The sequence below is a fragment of the Pantoea sp. SORGH_AS_0659 genome (genome assembly GCF_031453915.1).
In the GTDB taxonomy this organism is placed as follows: Bacteria; Pseudomonadota; Gammaproteobacteria; order Enterobacterales; family Enterobacteriaceae; genus Pantoea; species Pantoea leporis.
In genome coordinates, this window is record NZ_JAVJAK010000001.1 from 706,466 (window position 1) to 722,582 (window position 16,117).

Annotated in this window: 18 protein-coding genes and 1 pseudogene; 2 read left to right on the forward strand and 17 right to left on the reverse strand. The window is 44.4% G+C overall.

Annotation, left to right across the window (positions count from 1 at the left end; translation table 11 throughout):
- Positions 1 to 23: 23 nt before the first annotated feature.
- The 13 genes from Q3H59_RS03465 to Q3H59_RS03525 form a co-directional block, all read right to left on the reverse strand.
- On the reverse strand, positions 24 to 1,184 hold the full coding sequence (locus tag Q3H59_RS03465) for a glycosyltransferase (protein WP_309833219.1): 1,161 nt from the start codon (positions 1,182 to 1,184) through the stop codon (positions 24 to 26).
- The gene (locus tag Q3H59_RS03470) at positions 1,181 to 1,741 is read right to left on the reverse strand and encodes an acyltransferase (protein ID WP_309833221.1); all 561 of its coding nucleotides are present in this window, start codon (positions 1,739 to 1,741) and stop codon (positions 1,181 to 1,183) included. Before Q3H59_RS03470 ends, Q3H59_RS03465 begins: the two co-directional genes overlap by 4 nt.
- Before the next feature lie 294 nt (positions 1,742 to 2,035).
- The gene (gene murJ / locus Q3H59_RS03475) at positions 2,036 to 3,217 is read right to left on the reverse strand and encodes a lipid II flippase MurJ (protein WP_309833223.1); all 1,182 of its coding nucleotides are present in this window, start codon (positions 3,215 to 3,217) and stop codon (positions 2,036 to 2,038) included.
- Between the two features lie 63 nt (positions 3,218 to 3,280).
- Complete coding sequence (locus Q3H59_RS03480; RefSeq protein ID WP_309833225.1) at positions 3,281 to 4,450, reverse strand: glycosyltransferase family 4 protein; 1,170 nt, start codon at positions 4,448 to 4,450, stop codon at positions 3,281 to 3,283.
- A gap of 166 nt (positions 4,451 to 4,616) precedes the next feature.
- Complete coding sequence (locus tag Q3H59_RS03485; RefSeq protein WP_309833227.1) at positions 4,617 to 6,785, reverse strand: polysaccharide biosynthesis tyrosine autokinase; 2,169 nt, start codon at positions 6,783 to 6,785, stop codon at positions 4,617 to 4,619.
- Between the two features lie 17 nt (positions 6,786 to 6,802).
- On the reverse strand, positions 6,803 to 7,237 hold the full coding sequence (locus Q3H59_RS03490; protein WP_309833230.1) for a protein tyrosine phosphatase: 435 nt from the start codon (positions 7,235 to 7,237) through the stop codon (positions 6,803 to 6,805).
- A gap of 5 nt (positions 7,238 to 7,242) precedes the next feature.
- Positions 7,243 to 8,379: a polysaccharide export protein gene (locus Q3H59_RS03495; RefSeq protein ID WP_405042187.1), complete on the reverse strand. Its 1,137-nt coding sequence runs from the start codon at positions 8,377 to 8,379 to the stop codon at positions 7,243 to 7,245.
- Between the two features lie 98 nt (positions 8,380 to 8,477).
- Complete coding sequence (locus Q3H59_RS03500) at positions 8,478 to 8,891, reverse strand: LuxR C-terminal-related transcriptional regulator (RefSeq protein ID WP_309833234.1); 414 nt, start codon at positions 8,889 to 8,891, stop codon at positions 8,478 to 8,480.
- A 125-nt stretch (positions 8,892 to 9,016) separates the two neighbouring features.
- Entirely contained in the window at positions 9,017 to 9,286 is a 270-nt protein-coding gene (gene yjbE / locus Q3H59_RS03505; protein WP_309833237.1) for an exopolysaccharide production protein YjbE, read from the reverse strand.
- A 242-nt stretch (positions 9,287 to 9,528) separates the two neighbouring features.
- Positions 9,529 to 10,227 (reverse strand): EAL domain-containing protein, encoded by a 699-nt coding sequence (locus Q3H59_RS03510; protein WP_309833242.1) that lies wholly within the window; start codon positions 10,225 to 10,227, stop codon positions 9,529 to 9,531.
- A gap of 394 nt (positions 10,228 to 10,621) precedes the next feature.
- Positions 10,622 to 10,765, reverse strand: coding sequence for a hypothetical protein (locus Q3H59_RS03515; protein WP_309833243.1), 144 nt, complete (start codon positions 10,763 to 10,765; stop codon positions 10,622 to 10,624).
- 272 nt (positions 10,766 to 11,037) lie between these two features.
- Positions 11,038 to 11,394: a S24 family peptidase gene (locus Q3H59_RS03520; RefSeq protein WP_309833244.1), complete on the reverse strand. Its 357-nt coding sequence runs from the start codon at positions 11,392 to 11,394 to the stop codon at positions 11,038 to 11,040.
- A gap of 397 nt (positions 11,395 to 11,791) precedes the next feature.
- Positions 11,792 to 12,466 (reverse strand): SOS response-associated peptidase family protein, encoded by a 675-nt coding sequence (locus Q3H59_RS03525; protein WP_309833246.1) that lies wholly within the window; start codon positions 12,464 to 12,466, stop codon positions 11,792 to 11,794.
- Positions 12,467 to 12,520: 54 nt separating this feature from the next.
- On the opposite strand from Q3H59_RS03525, the gene Q3H59_RS03530 reads away from it, so the two are divergent.
- Together Q3H59_RS03530 and Q3H59_RS03535 are read left to right on the forward strand one after the other, a co-directional pair.
- Entirely contained in the window at positions 12,521 to 12,763 is a 243-nt protein-coding gene (locus Q3H59_RS03530; protein WP_309833249.1) for a DNA polymerase III subunit theta, read from the forward strand.
- On the forward strand, positions 12,760 to 12,897 hold the full coding sequence (locus Q3H59_RS03535; RefSeq protein ID WP_309833253.1) for a hypothetical protein: 138 nt from the start codon (positions 12,760 to 12,762) through the stop codon (positions 12,895 to 12,897). Before Q3H59_RS03530 ends, Q3H59_RS03535 begins: the two co-directional genes overlap by 4 nt.
- 91 nt (positions 12,898 to 12,988) lie before the next feature.
- Here the strand turns inward: Q3H59_RS03535 and Q3H59_RS03540 are convergent, their stop codons facing one another.
- From Q3H59_RS03540 to pilO2, 4 genes and pseudogenes are all read right to left on the reverse strand, one after another.
- Entirely contained in the window at positions 12,989 to 13,690 is a 702-nt protein-coding gene (locus Q3H59_RS03540; protein WP_309833254.1) for an N-6 DNA methylase, read from the reverse strand.
- Between the two features lie 126 nt (positions 13,691 to 13,816).
- Positions 13,817 to 14,416: pseudogene (locus tag Q3H59_RS03545) on the reverse strand (DUF1281 domain-containing protein); the annotation flags it as partial.
- Positions 14,358 to 14,849, reverse strand: coding sequence for a type IV pilus biogenesis protein PilP (pilP, locus tag Q3H59_RS03550; RefSeq protein WP_309833256.1), 492 nt, complete (start codon positions 14,847 to 14,849; stop codon positions 14,358 to 14,360). The pseudogene Q3H59_RS03545 and the gene pilP, both read right to left, overlap by 59 nt.
- On the reverse strand, positions 14,836 to 16,116 hold the full coding sequence (gene pilO2, locus Q3H59_RS03555; protein WP_309833260.1) for a type 4b pilus protein PilO2: 1,281 nt from the start codon (positions 16,114 to 16,116) through the stop codon (positions 14,836 to 14,838). The genes pilP and pilO2 overlap by 14 nt, the downstream gene beginning before the upstream one ends.
- Between the last annotated feature and the right edge of the window lies 1 nt (position 16,117).

Sequence of the window (16,117 nt, forward strand, 5' to 3'; positions counted from 1 at the left end):
TTAGCTGACATAAAACATCTAGTTTAAATTAAAAGTTCCAACATTTTTTCCATCCGAGCTTCATATGTATACTGTTTTGCTAGATCTAATCTTTTTTGTATGTCTGCAACATCCCCTGATAAAGCTTGGTCAACCCCCTCAATGAATCCTTCATCAGTCATACCTATCTTAACTATATCAGAGAAATCCCGGATAGCCTTTAAATCAACACTCACCACAGGTTTGCCCGCAGACAAATATTCAAAAAACTTCATTGGAAACATATTATCTGTATAATCATTAATTTTATTTGGCAACAAGGCCACATTAAAGAATTTCAAGTATTGGGGTAGAACCGCATAATCTTTAGGACCTAGAAGATGTATATTTTTATGGCAAGTTAATATAGATATATTTGTAGATGGATCACCTTCACCAACTAACCCTATCACTACTATGTTATACCCCGGCCTTTCTTTTGCCAACTTACTCAGTAAATTGAAATCAACTTTATAACTACTTACAGCACCTATAAATCCTAAAATAGGCCCATCAATACACTCTAAATCTGAAGGCTTGTCATAATCCACGACCATGGCCTTATTAAAATGTGAAAAATCGGCTACATTGGAAAAATAGTGAATATTACTATTCCATTTATCTCTGTTTTCTTTCAGTTTAGGTGCGGTTACGAAAACTACATCTGATTTAGATAATAATTTTCTTTCTTCCTTTTCGAGAATATCTACCGGCATTCCTGGCTGAGCTTTTATTTCATCAACACAATGATAGATAACTTTAGAAAATTCTGTTGGCTCAATAAATTCGGTAGTTAGAGGATTATAAGTCCATAACCATGGGTTATTAATCCCATATACTTTAATCCATAACTTTGTAAATAAAGTCATATACAACTTGTTTATCTTACGAATGAGCACGTACTCATTCCATGGTAGAGTAACCGGAGACCAAACATAAATATTCTCTCTAACCAGTTTGGGGGGGCTGACCGCCTTAAACAATTTACGGACCATCCTACCCATGTCTTTTTTGTTTAAGCCCGGCTTTCGCAAACCAAGTGAATCAATGTAAAATACCTTGTATCCTCTTCTTGCAAATTCGACTGCAACGTGTTGTTTATTGGTCCAGAAAGGATTATCCCAGTCAGCCGTTGAAAGCAGGACTATCTTATTATTTTCACTCATAATATTTCCTTGATTAGTTTGACGGGATTTCCTGCATACACACAGTTTGTTCTTAACTCACCACGAACTACTGCATTAGCACCAATAACAGTATGGGAACCCACAGTAGTACCTTTTGTTACAACAGCACCTGCACCAACCCAAACATCTTTACCCAAGATTATTTTCTCTTTTGTATAACCTTGTTTTCTAATTAACTCTTCTCTTGCTAAAAAAGAGTGGTCAGAGTCATATACACAGACATTCGGCCCGAATAAACAATCATCTCCAATCTCAATACTTTCGTGACAAACTATTTTATTATTCTCATTAAAAAAAACACCATTACCTATGACCAATACACCACTAGAACAGTGAATGGTGGAATTTCTTGATATAAATACCCTGTCAGCATCTGATTTTATTATCAACTTTCCACCACCTGTGATTTTAATTATCACCGAAGAGGAAATATATACTTTGAATGGATTCAGTTGTATGTTATTCCAATATCTTATTTTAATCGCTATAGATCTTATGAAAGCCATAAAAAACCTAAGCTTAAATATTTTTATCATCAGGATCCTTTTTTATTTAAAATAAGGGAAAGACTCCCTCTTAGCTGAGGGAACAACATAGTATACAAACCCCAAAACGAAACAAAAACACCACAGTTTAGCATCAAAGACATAATGGAACTGTGGACATAAAACTCAAACCTTGACAGCAGAACATATAATAAACATCCTGAAAAAATTATAAGCAAACGCGCAGTTATTTCCTTGTAAATATTCAAAGCAATAACACTACTTAGAAACATTAAAACACCATAAATAGAATACCCATACCCAAGCGTTGCTTCCCTAAAATACTCATTGATACATAAGATTAAAAATCATATTACCTGATAAGGAAATCGCCATGATTATCATGACAGACATGTTTTTTAGTCTTGCATTTAAACCTTTAATCAAAACATAACCAATAACATTAGCCCACAATCCAAATGACATTCCTTGTAATATATTAGATGTCGTACTAATAGAAGAAGAATCAAATTTACCTCGCTGAAAGAGCACGGCCACAATTAATTCTGAATGAACGTATAAAAATAGTGAGAATGGAATTGAAAACAACATCAATAAATTAACTGCTTTTACAAGCATTTTCTTGATTTCATTTTCATTTAATCCTCCCCAACTAGCAAGGCCAGCGAGAGCAACTGGTGTTGATACGACCAAGATCAATGTTTCAGTTATAAATTTTGCGTAATCAAGTGCTGATACTGCTGTGATACTAATTAGTGTAGCGACGGCTCTTTCTACTGCAATATTTCCTTGGTTCATTACAGGAAGTAGTATCAATGGCCTGAGTGTTTTCCAAAAGTTTTTAACAACAGATTTTAATATACCCCACTCTATTATAGTCGGAAAATCTAGCAAACCTTTCCTAACACCTCGAATTAGGACCCAAACAAAAAAATATATATAACTTGCTGTAAACCCCCAAGCCAAATAAATAGGGTTTTTAAGAAAATAAGATACTACAGCACCAATAAGCATTCCCACATTCTGTACCGAAGGCCGGACTGACATCGGAAAAAAATCATCATGGGCCACTTCGACATAATTAATTAATGCCGAACTAAGATATAGAGGAATACCAAAACTCATGACAATAAGCATATCTTTTGATAAATCCCTTGTTGTTGTATCTAATCCTGGCGCTATTATTTCCAACCATTCTTGAACAAAGAAAACCGCACTAACAGTTAATATCAAAGAGAAAAAAAGGAATAACAACTGCATTGACCAAAAGAATAACTGGGCTTTATTCTTGTTATCTCTATAGAAAATCTTATATAAAGGTATAAATGCAGTCAGACTATCACTAACCAAAAAATTTACAGGAACTAAAGTACCTGTTTGAGCAACTCTATAAGCCCCGTTTATATAACCAGTCCCAAACAGGGCTGCAACAATAATCTCCCTAATCAACCCCATCCCTTTTGATATCAAATTTCCACTAACTAAAGAAATAATGGCTTTTTTCACGAGCAGATCCTTTTAACCTTACAAAACACTCATGTATTACAGTTCGGGTTATTACGATCTGAGTCAATCTGAGATCAAGTGACAATATTGCTCTACAGAATAAGCCAGTGTATTTTTAAGTGGGATGTGGCTTTCTCTATTTTCTGGCTTTCCTAGAAAATTTAACTCTTTAGCAAATTCAGCCGCTGAATCGTAATCTGAGCTGTCTATTTTTTTAATTTTTTTGTTTTCAATAAAAGATAAATGCTTAGATGTTATAACAGGAAGACCTGCAGCCATAGCTTCTAGTACATTCAATGGTAGACCTTCAACTCTCTTTGTAAGAAAAATAAAAACATCTGCTGCACTCATAACACCTGAAATTGCAATCCGGTCCATACTCCCTAAGAAAAACACATTATTTTCAATCTTCAATTTTCGACACAATTCAATTAAATTATTTTTTTCTTTCCCATCACCGCAGATTAAATAGTATGAATTTCTTTTTTTTTCATAAATTTTAGCAAAGGATTGTATGTTATTGTCGACTCCTTTCTGCTCGTGCAATCGAGATACGGACAAGAGTAATAATGCATCATCCGAAATACCTAAACTTTCCCTTATTTTCGTTCTTTCCTCCATATTAAACTTAAACATTTCTTCATCTACGCCATTCTCAATTTCTACAACTTCAACATTTTGAGTTATAAATTTTGTAGGATTACTTCTCAAACTTTCTGTTACTGCAGAACCTATAGAAACTATACAATCAAATTTTTTATAGTAAACCCAATCCTTAAAGAACCAAATAATGTTTCTGCCTGAAGCAAACCACTTTTTTGCAGAAAAAGATTTCAATTTAGATATGAACTCAGCAAAAGATGTACCATGTGCCTGCATGATAAACCTTGCCTTTTTAAAATCATCTTTATGTTTAAGTAAGCTAACTCCGGCTGCACTAATACTAATTACAGCTGAAATATCTTCTGCATCTAATGATGAGAAATATTCTGATGCTTCACGCCACCATCTTCGAGAATATCGTCCAGGCTTCGTGTTTTCTAAAAAAACCACGTCAAGGTTATCGTGATTATAGCTTTCTTCTTTTGAATTATTCTGTGTTGTTATAACAATTACTTTAAGTCCTCTTCTAGCTAATTCCAAACAGAGGTCCCAACATACAACTTCCATCCCACCTATACCATGTAATGGTAGAGAGCGAGCAACGATTACTACCTTTGTATTTTTCTTCATTAGTTAAACCTTTGCCGCTCATTTAACATGAAAACTTTTCTATGATTTAGAGATTGCATTAAATTCGCTAACCATACTAAATAATGAAATTCATAAAAACTAAATACACCAATTATAGAATCATAAAATCCTACAGTGTCTGTAAGTTGACCCTGTAGTCATCGTTCTATTTTTTTTCCGAATATGCATACCCATAATGGTTGCAACCATAGCCATAGTAGCCACTAGACTTTCTTACAACTCCATTTAGGATACATCCTTTAATGTTCACGCCTCTTTGCTCAAAATATTTCTCGGCCACCGCTATTTCTTTGGCTGAGTTTACTTGAAATCGAGCTACTAACAATGTTGTCCCGGCATATTTTCCGATTATTGCTGCATCTGTCACTGCAAGAATAGGAGCTGTATCTATAATAACTATATCGTAATTCTCTGACGCCCAGTCTATAAGATCCGCAAAACGCTTATGCATTAACAGCTCCGCTGGATTCGGCGGTATCTCACCTCGTGTTATGTAATCAAACCCTACGCTATCAACTTTTTTGATACATTCGTGTATATCTGATTTTCCAACCAAGATATCAGACAAGCCAGGCTTTACATCACCCTTAAAAATTTTATGAACATATCCCTTCCTCAAATCAGCATCGATGATTAAAACACGCTGATTTCCAGATGCTAAAAGTGCTGTCATATTAGTACTAATAAAAGTTTTTCCCGCGTCAGGACTGGCACTTGAGATCATTAAAACATTATTCTTAGCCTCTAACATTGCGAAATGTAAACTTGTACGCAGTCCACGGATAGCTTCTATTGCCAAATCAGCAGAGTTTTCTTCAGCCAGAAAAAGGCTATTTTCTTGCTTGCCCTTGCCCTTGCCTTTCCTTCTATTACTTTTTTGTCTTTTTTGCATCCAATCTGATAATGGTACGCTTGCATAAACATTAATACCTAACTCTTCAAGTTGCTCAGGTGACTCCAGTCCCCTGTGCAACAGCACTTTCAGGAGGACAAGACTCACTGAAAGGATCCCACCTAAAGTTATTCCTATAAGAACAACTAGTATCTTTTTAGGTTTTACTGGCTTCGGTTGTGTTACTGCACTATCTATAATTCTGACATTACCGATTGCACTAGATTCCGCAATGTTAAGCTCTTGTTGCCGATTCAAAAGTTGCATGTAAATAGCCTGACCAGACTCTACATCACGACTTAATCTCAACACTTCTTGTTGTGTTGCTGGCATTTTGGAGACGCGTTGATTCAACTTATTTTTTTCTTCATCTAATGTCTGACGTTTTTCAAGTAGTGCTTTATATGTTGGATGAGATTTAGTGTACAGCTGAGATATTTCTGCTTCGCGAAACGTCAGTTCATTTAATTGATTGTCAACATTTACGATCTGGTCTAACGCCGACTTCGCTTCTAAAGACAGGTCAACTGAGTCACTTTGTTTACGGTATGCATTCAATTTATCCTCAGCAACATTCAAGTCATTACGAACTTGAGGTAACTGTAAATTCAAAAATTTAAGACTTTTTGCATCTTGTGCAGCCTGCCTGGCTATGTTTTGGTCCAGATAGTTTTCACTTATATTTCTCAATATAGATTGAATCAATACAGGGTTATCTCCTGTCAGCGTGAGATTGAGCATTCCTGTATCTTTCCCTTGATCCGCTACTGAGAAAGATTTCTGTAGACTATCAATTGCCTCAAGATACGTTAGATATCGCACTTTAAACGTTGTACCAGGCAAAGCATTAAGATCTGTCACAAGAATGGACATTCCTTTTGTCTCTATTAACTCTCCAACCCGCCCGCTGACATCTATACCATCCCCGTTGATATGAAATGTATGATCATCCTCAACGGTTAAACTGACTTCTGGAGAATCACTTCCTTGCCCTTGCAAATAAAGACGACTGATACTGATCTCTCCTTTAGGCTTACCTAACATACGTGCCAGCCCCCTGCCAAATATTGGAAAGTAGACCTGTTCAACCTTAGCCTGCAAATTCAAGTCCTGTACTGTTTTCCCCAAGATCATCCTGGATTGCAAGAGACCTATTTCAGGAGCTGATTCCGGCTGCGCATCTGGAAGAATCTGATTTATACTGTTAATCAGAGCGTTACCTTGTTTTTGCTCAATTTGTATCAATGCATCAGCTTGGTATATAGGTGTTGCGAACTGTGCATATATTACGGCTATAACTGCAAAGACGCATGTTATTGTTATTATGATCTTCCGATGATCATATAACTCCCTAAGTAATCGACCCAGTTCTACTTCATCTGAGTGTTTGCTCTGCGGTTTTATAGAAATGACAGATGACATAAAATAATTCCTAGTTGTTAGCCGCCCAGTTTAACTGCCCAGCTTTTACAAGCCCGGTCAATTAACTGGTATACAAAGTTGAATGCTTCCTGGCTTTGGAGATAAGGGTCAGGGATTTCTTTTTGCTCTAGCCAATGCCCCAGCAGCATGGTTTTGCCCCTGCATTCAGTTGCGATACGCGTGACATATTCAATCTGGCGTTTTTCCATTACTAAGATCAGATCGTATTGACGTCCGATCTGTTTAGTAAACTGCCGCCCTTTGTGTCCTTCAAGATTGACATCATGTGATCTGGCAGTAAGTACTGCTGAATCATCTGCGGGATGTTCAATCAAAGCATTAACACCTGCCGAGTCAATTTTCTTTCCAGGTAGTAATTGTCGTAACCTACGTTCAGCTGTAGGTGAACGACATATGTTTCCCGTACATACCACCAGAATTGAGTCAAACATCTTGATTACCACTCACGGATATAATGTGCGGCATCAACCATGTCATACACACCACCAATGGTCGGTACCAGCTGGGAGATCACGCGGTTCCAACGCACTATCGGGGCGGTGGTGACATAGACAATGTCATAAGGTTGCAGCTTGAAGGCGGTGCTCATTACCATAGCTGATGCATCTTTCGCATTCAGCTGGTAAATATTGGCCATTTTTCCGTTAGCATCTTTATTACGCAGCGGTCTAATCACAAAGATCCCCGATGCATCCGCCAGTTCCTGTGAAACACCCTCCGCATTACCCAATGCTTCAGCTAACGTCATACCGCTGCGATCCATCTTGAGCGTGGATTGTTTATTCACTTCGCCCATCACGAACACTTTCAGGTCGTCATTGCGCGGTACAAACAAAATGTCCCCAGGGGTCAGCAAACGGTTTTCGCGGAGATCGCCTTGCTGCATTAAGGCCTGCAAAGAAATCAGGCTGTCTTTACCATTGTGAGTCAGTACCACATTGCGCCAGTCCGCATCCGGAGCTAAACCGCCAGCGGCATTGATCGCGTCCATCACTGTTAGCGGGATATTGCTGATAGCCTGCTGGCCCGAACGCACCACCTCCCCTGTCACATACGCCTTCTGCGAGCGGAACGCTGCAATGCTGACATCAACTTGCGGGCTTTCAATATAGGTTTTCAGTCGATCGGTGATTTCGTTGCGGACTTCCTCAATGGTGCGTCCGGCCACTTTCACCTTGCCAATATAAGGATAAAAAATGGTGCCATCGGTGTTCACCCAGTTACCGGTGTCGCTGGCACTTCGGTACTGGCCGGCGGGTGTGGTCAGTTCAGGGTGATCCCATACCGTGACCATTAAGACGTCACCAATGCCGATGCGATATTGGTAGTTTTTGATTTCATCTTCCAGCTGCGGGTTCGCACTGGACATCACTTTTTGCGGTTGCAGTGAATCAAGCAGTTTTGGTGTTAGCGGATAAACAGTAACGTATTTGCTAATGTCCGTATTCGAATCCATCTGCTCCACCACATCTTTATCACTCGTTGATAAATGTTGGCCGGGAACGATGGTGCAGGCAGAAAGCACAAAAACAGATACCGCAATCGCGGATAATCTGAAAGGCAATTTCATCATCATGAATTGAACTATCATCCTATTAAATGCAAGAAAATAAAGCCTCTTTATCAATGTGCTAAAGATGCATAGTAAAGGGAAATGTCATCCACCCACCTTTAGAAATCCATCCCTGCGTGGCTGCGTTGTTTTCCATAAAACAGATTTCTGAATGATGAAATGTCTCGATGCAACATATGTAAATTACTGACTTTCAGTTTCTTTAAACCTGAATTTTTTTGTGCACTAATGGTTTTTGGACTAAGCCCGCTATTCTTGGAGATTTCGAGGATGTTCTGCCCGTTTAATAAATCCTTCAGGACATCGATTTCTCGTGGAGTAAGGTACATGGTTTTTCTTTCAGCAACGAGTCGATACAATTTATGATGCAATGGAGTAAGCCCGTCATCTAATTGGTAACTCATCACAAAGGTTGTCAGGCAATTACCGACAAAAAACTTCTCATTAGAATAAATGCTTATGCCTTTATACAGTCTGATGGTTTTCAGGTCAGAACTTAACGAAATAGTCATGTCCTGTAGTCCGCCTTCGTGGACTTTTAACGCTTCCCTCAACCCTAGACTTAAGTAGTAATCATCAGATATTATCCTCATATCTCTCTGACACCTTTGCGATGCCCTCCGCTGTCTGGTTAGAACTATCTGCCCGTGGTGCTGGTCGTGGTGGTCGTACCGGTGCTGCTGCCATCGTGGTTCTGGGTTGCTAAAGCCAGTGCTGCCAGCGCGGAGACTGCAGAAACACCGACAAACACACTGGTTCCCGCGGCATAACTCGTGGCGCTTTCACCGGCTGGTGCGCCCACATTCTGTGCAGCTGCTGTTTGTTGCGTAGTCGTTTCTTCTGCTGCGTTTACACTCAAACTCAGCAAACCGGTTAATAACAATGTAGTCATTGCTGTGATTTTCATAATGGTACCTTTTTGGTTATTAGCGATAATGAATGATATTTTTCACTACTTTTACTGCTCACTCATTCCTGACGTTTCAGGCACGCTACCGCCCTTAGCTTACTGGCGCCAATAGCCTGAAAAATAAATAATCAATACAGCAGACGCAGCGACGCCTTTGCGACACAGGCAAAAACAAAAATAATGGGCAGGACAACGCTGCCATTTTGCTGTGAAAAAAGACTTTTATAAAAAATGCAGAGTTATAATATGAATTTCTTATTTAAACTTTCGATATTTTCAAGTCGAACACTTTTAAAACATCCACCTTGTACCGCTCTGATATCCTTTTCTATGGCATGGTATTGTTCTTTGCTGTCCACACCTTCGATGATGATAAACTTACAATATCGCATGATGTTCTTGATAATGACCGGCCAGATACCTGACTTGCTGTAGATCTTAAAAAAATCATTATCAATCTTAACGGCGTCATAGAGATTTTCCTGTAACGCTCTCAGGCTGGATTCGCCTGATCCTAAATCTCCCAACCACAACCGATACTCCTCGGCTAACGCCTGCAATACCCGGTTGCTTCTCCCATCTGAAAGATTTGGAAAACCTTCTGAAATCTCTAAACGTAAAAAGGGTTTTGATTTGGCTAACTCTGCGAACTCCTCTTCCTGTATCAGGATCGCGGCCATATCAAAATCAATATTGATGGAGCATAAAATATTATTGTTTTGAAAATATGCTGTCTTTAGATCTATGAGACTAAGTTGTTCCTTCAACACTTTTTTTTTCTGTGCATTACCCGATTTCCCCGCTTGCCTGAAAAACCACCCAGGTGTGGCGCTGTCTTTACGTATCTTTACCGCCAGAACGTTCCCTGCTCTGTCAACTATCGGCTCTGCTTCATAACCACTGATAACTTTACCTGTTAGGACTTCGCTGAGATTCATGACAATGTTTTCCAAAACACACATCAGATGATTCTCATTTTATGATCACTAATACCAATCAATAAACACTTAATGATCGGTTTTATCTATGTTTTTACCTATCAAAAAATAACCTTTGATCGATCTATCCTTTACTAAATCGATTAAATAGAAGATTATCCCGATATTTCAGGCTAAATTAGTGATTTAATGGAGTTATGTTTTATAAATAAGCTACATATACTAGGAGGGAACAAATTTTTGTTAAAATACAATTGGATATTAACGGTTACCGATCAATATATTAATTCTTAAGCTACTAACTCATAACTATGTTAATGAATTGTAGTAGAAATTCATTTTGTGCACGGAAATGCGAGGATAAATGATTGATTAGCGGTTGGAAACTGACAATTTAGTTACGTTGCTGAATTATTAAGTTTTTGATCCCGGCATGAAAGATACTGATGTTTGGCCCTGATCCAGTGCCAGCCTGGGCTGCACTGAAGAAACCGCGCAAACGCTTAATCGCCTCAATAATGCATTCAAAATTAATCATTAAGGCCCCCTTAATTTGCTTATTATTTCTAAAATGTTACACAGACGGACAATCACGCGGGGGACATTAGCCATTTTCCGTTGAACGACACACTTACAATCGGTCGATTAAGCTCTGTGAACCCTGCTTCTTCGTTTCATTGTCCATTCAATAGCAACTTTTACTACAGAACAGTTGCCCTCATCCCATTACCGGAAAAGGTTTTGACGTTTGTGTATAGATGGGAAATGACAGGTGGGAGTTGGGCCAGACATTACGCCTGGCCCGTCAGATTATTTCAGGTGGGTTTTCAATTCTTCGGCTGCCTGGCGCAGCGCAGTTTTCACTGCCGGTACATTACTCAGCGGATTCAACAGGCCGTAGTCATGAATCAGGCCGTTGTAGCGGGTGACGTCGCCGTCGCACAGGCCCATGTCACGCATGCTGTTGCCGCTGGCGCGCACGAAGAAAGTTGAGGCGCGCCGGCGGATGCACAGCTCGTTCAGATCGAGTTCTTTCTCGACGTAATCCTGCGCAGGTGTGGGAAAGCCGGCGGCGCACGGATCGGCATAAAGCGGTACCCTGACCCTCGGCGTAAAAATGGGTGGCCAGAGAAGCGTCAGGCCGGCGGTACAACTGACCGGGTTCATGATTTGGTGCTCCGGCCATACTGCAGCTTGACGGCTGAAGCACTGAGTAAATCGCGCATAAAAATTCCTCCTGTTATTTTACTGTTTATTCATACAGCATTATTGAGGCGGAATTATCTGGCAAGGGGAGCAAAACGGGTTGGCGCAGAAGCGAAGCCATCTGACTGACCCACCTGGAAATTTTTTTGAAGGTCTGCATGGCTGATACTGAGCGGCACCTCTATGCTCATATCAGTGCCGGCAGATGTGGAGAGGCGCTTCCGGCTAAACTTACATAGCCCGGCGCTCTTAGGCCGGGCTGCTTTCGTAGCCCTGTACTAACAGCATTTGCTCGGGTCGAGTCGGATATCTGCGTATGCCGGCAGCGGCGAAACATTGCCTTCTCGATTTGCTGCTGTCAGCCTGCATCAGTTTCACGGATAAGCTCCGCCCCCTGATTATGAATATTGCCAACCTTTGCGGTCACCGGATGCCAGGAAAAGGCGGATTCAGGCAGAGCGCTGGTCCGCGCGATCTCCGCAGCGCGCGCCGGCGAAGTATTATGACTCAGCCATTCCCGAACCGCGTCTGCAGTTAGCACAAGTGTACGGCGGTCATGTATGTCTACCATGCCCTGATTGCTGGCCGCGGTGACAATAACGAAGCCTTCCCGCCCGTGCTCCCGATTGAAGGGCGCCTTTCCGATGGCCGCAAAAAACAGCGGCTGCCTGTCACGGTGGTGAATGAAGTAGGGATGTTTTCCGGCACCACTTTTTTGCCACTCAAACCAGCCGTTTGCTGGCACGACGGCGCGGCCGTGTACCCACAACGGCTTAAACATGCGCCCTGATGCAGCGGTTTCACTGCGGGCATTAATGAGCGGCGCCTTATCCCACCACTCGGGACCATAGCCCCAGTAGACCGGATCGAACGCCAGATCCCCATCGCGTTCACTGAGTAACAGGACCTTTGTGCCCGGCGCCACGTTGTACCGCCCGATAGGCTCCGGGTCCCGGGTTAATTCTTCAGGGCTGGCGCCAAGCGCCTCAAAGTATTCATCCCTGCTGCTGTACTGCGCAAACCGTCCACACATAATTACCTCCTGCTATTTAGCATAGGCGGTATACTCTCATCCGGAGGAGTCATCATGTCTCATAACCTTGCAGCCCGGTCGCGGGAAGAACGCGACAGAGTTAACGTGGATTTAGCTGCGTCAGGCGTGGCCTACAAAGAACGCATGAACCTGCCAGTAATACCTGCAGAAGTGGAGCGGCAGCAGTCAGAAGAAATGCGTGAATATTTCCGGGAGCGTCTGCAATTCTACCGGCAAGAAGCGCTGAAGTTCCCGCGCGGTACTGACCCGATTTATCAGAAGGAGGAGCAGAAATGACGACGCCGATTGAAAAATTAAAGCAGCTAGCCGAATCTGAACACGTGGCGAAAGATTGTTATTGTGGATACAGCATTGGCAAGTTAACTTCTGATGAAGCTGTCATGCTTTATATGCACCGAAAAACAAAGTAGCATAAAGGTGTTCGCAATCGGCTTCTCAGGGAGAAGCGGGCAGAACATTTCCAAAAAAAACAGACCTGTATTCAGGTCTGCCTGCTGAGTTTTAAGCTACGTGAAAAAGTTGTTTCTGCCCTTTAGTGACATTCCGCAACCTTTCCGGCCAGCGTTCCCAGTGATGAACCGGCGTTCGTAAAACCCTTCGCCGCTCATCGCTCAGGGCATTTCCAATCACGACTTCTCCGGCTACGCCGCACAGTGAGAGCTGAATGTAAGCCATACCTGCGGCCAGCGGATCTATGTCCGTTGCTGAAAACCACAAATGGCGGTGTGGTGGATAACCAGCCTCCATCATCACACTGGCATACGCCAGCACCATGGAACCGGCGCCGCACGCCGGTTCCCAGAGTGTGATAAACGGTTTAACCTTCAGCTGTTCTTCAATATTTCCAAGCTGAAGCTGAGCCATCATACGGGCGATGCTCCACGGGGTAAAAAACTGGCCCCGGTATTTATCCCCCATCTCGAGCTGCATAAAAACCCGTCCCAGAAAATCTCCTGGCTCCTCTTCAAGCCCGTTCACCACATGAGCAAACAGATGCGCCATATTACTGACGTCAGGCTTTTCATAACGGGACACGATGCGCAGGTACTTCTGTTCACGCTTTTCACAGAACTGCAGGCGATTTTCCAGTGCGATGACGCTGCAGCTGATGAAATCCTCAAACACCTGATGCCGGCGGTGATAACGGGCGGTCTGATTAAAGAGTTTAAGAAAGGCTTTTTCGTGATTAATGACTTGTTTCATGCGTGCTTCCTCAGAAAAGGGAACACGCTTCCTGAAGGGAAACGTTGTTCCCTTCGGGGTGAAAAAACGGCCACAGGTTTCGCTGTGGCCGGACGACAGAGCCGGATTACCGGTTCTGGATTGTCGCTATGCGCGGATACTGCCGTAGTGCGCTGTGGTTACAGCGGGCACTAAAGCAGGTTCAGGCGTAACCAGGTACATACGGGCACCATCACCCGATGCAGACTGGCGTAGCTCCTCAGCCGGGTACGGACCGCTGTCAACATGATCGCCCCGGTCAAAGCAGTTGTAACCTGACGTGCCTGCATCCGGTGAAATCCAGTAGTGCCGGATCTCGCAGTCAAACAACTGTGACATTTCTCCCATGATCTCACCTGACGGCGGATACCAGGGAGACGCAAAGTGCAACGTAAGCGAACCCACATCATCACGGCTCCAGCTGGCCTGATGGCCTGCCGGGAACTCCATGCCAAAAAGCTGCATGTAAAGTTCTGACGACGTGTTGAGCCCCCTGAACAGACCCGTATCGCCGTTGAGTTCGGTAGCAAGACGTGACGGCATCACCATCAGCATGTCACAGGGGCAGGTTGTCTCCGGCATACTGCTGAGCCATTCCCAGCGCTCCTGCGGATCGAACTGGCCACCGGCACCGGCTACACCAAACCAGTCAGCATAATGCACGGCCATCAGCTGCGCCATTATCTGCCGGGCCGAAAACGGAATGGCTAGCCGTGCCCGGGATTTGGTCGCCTTTTACCACCTCCGTTACCCCGCCGTCAGGCAGGACAATGCGCGCGCGTAACTGATTACCACGCCCGTAAATTTCCTGCAGGCGAACGCTGCCGACGCGCTTCTCCGTGCCGGCAGACGCGGTCTGCTGAGAGGGGGCAGGCTGCGCCATAACCGGCATGGCCGGCTGGCTGGCGGTGGCCAGATAATTCCGGTCAGCACTCTGTCCGGACTGACTTTCCCGCAGCTGCTGCTCCAGCCGGGCCGTCTGCACTTTCTGCTCCAGAATCAGATTGCGGGCCTGCGCGGCTTCCAGCTCCCCGAGTGTGACATTCGGCGGCAGCACATCGCCGGCAGTGGCCGCAGGCGCGGGTCCGCAGAGCAGAGCGGACAGAAGCAGCCCAGGCAGGGCGGGATTAATTCTGCGCATAGATGCTCCCCTTCATGGTGTAGTCGAACTGCCCCTGCGGGCTCATGGTGATCGAAAGGCTGCTGAGGCGAAGCCCCGTGGCATCAATATCCTGCAACAGTCGCTCGGGCTGCAGACGTGAGCTGACAGAAAAGTTAAATTCCCGCCAGTCCTGTACAGGGGTAATTTTTTCCTCACCCGGCGCGACCGGCGGCGGCTTCACCTCGGTAAATTTCACGTCGAGATTGCGGCGCTGCAGATGGGATATAAAGCGCATAAGCTGAGCATCAGCACCGGGCAGAGCTTCGTCAGTGAACCCGGTCGGGGGGGTATGGTTAAAGGGAATGAAAACATCACCGTTTTTACCGCCTTCCTGAAGATTAAAGACGGCTGAGTGACCGAACAGCTCGCGGGCGCGGCGGGAGAAATCCTCGACCGTTGCACCCGGGGTGGCAACAAAGCGCAGGCGCAGGCCCTCCGGGACGCATTCCCCGTCGGTAAAGCGCCAGCCGGCAACGGATGCGAATACGGGCTCACGCGTGAGCCAGCAGTTGCTTAGCAGCACTGAAACAGGAGGCAGTGAAGCCCACGGGTGCGGTGCGCGTGCGGGTTCAGCTGGCTTTTCTTTCGTCAATGCCATGCGGGCGCGAAACGCTGCCATTGCAGCGGCCTGTTCAGCCTTCTCTGATGCCGCATCGAACCAGTAAACGCCACAGGCCACCGCGAGGCTGACGGCGGCTGCCGGGATAATGACCGACACGGCGGTCACGCGCTTATGAAGCCGGCAGCGTTTTACCTGCGCCCGGCTGAGTCTGTCGGTCAGTGTGCCGGCGTGCAGGTTGTCGTCTGCCGTTGCGGCACAGCGTAAACGCGGCGAATCAGCATCATTAAAACGCAGGAAGTTTGCCGCCGACTGTTCAATGATGGCGCGGGAGCCGGTCACATCGCCCATGACGGATAACTGCCCGCCGATAGCCGCGAAAAAGACCCACGAATCCTCGGTGTGACTCAGGCGGTAAATACCCCAGGCATTTCCGCCCTCGGCCAGCAGGAATGCCACGGCCAGCGCGTGCTGGCTGCGGCGCACGCGCCCCGGGGAAACCAGGCCGCGCATGGAAGCATTTCCTCTTCCGGCAGCGGCATAATGCGTATCAGGCGACGCTTTACTGCGAAACCGGGTACTTAACGCATTACGCTGCGGCTCCCAGTGCAGACCTGCCATCCAGTCCCGCCGCTGATGCGTCAAACGGATGCCGGCCCGGAGGCTCATTTTTTTCAGTAATGACATG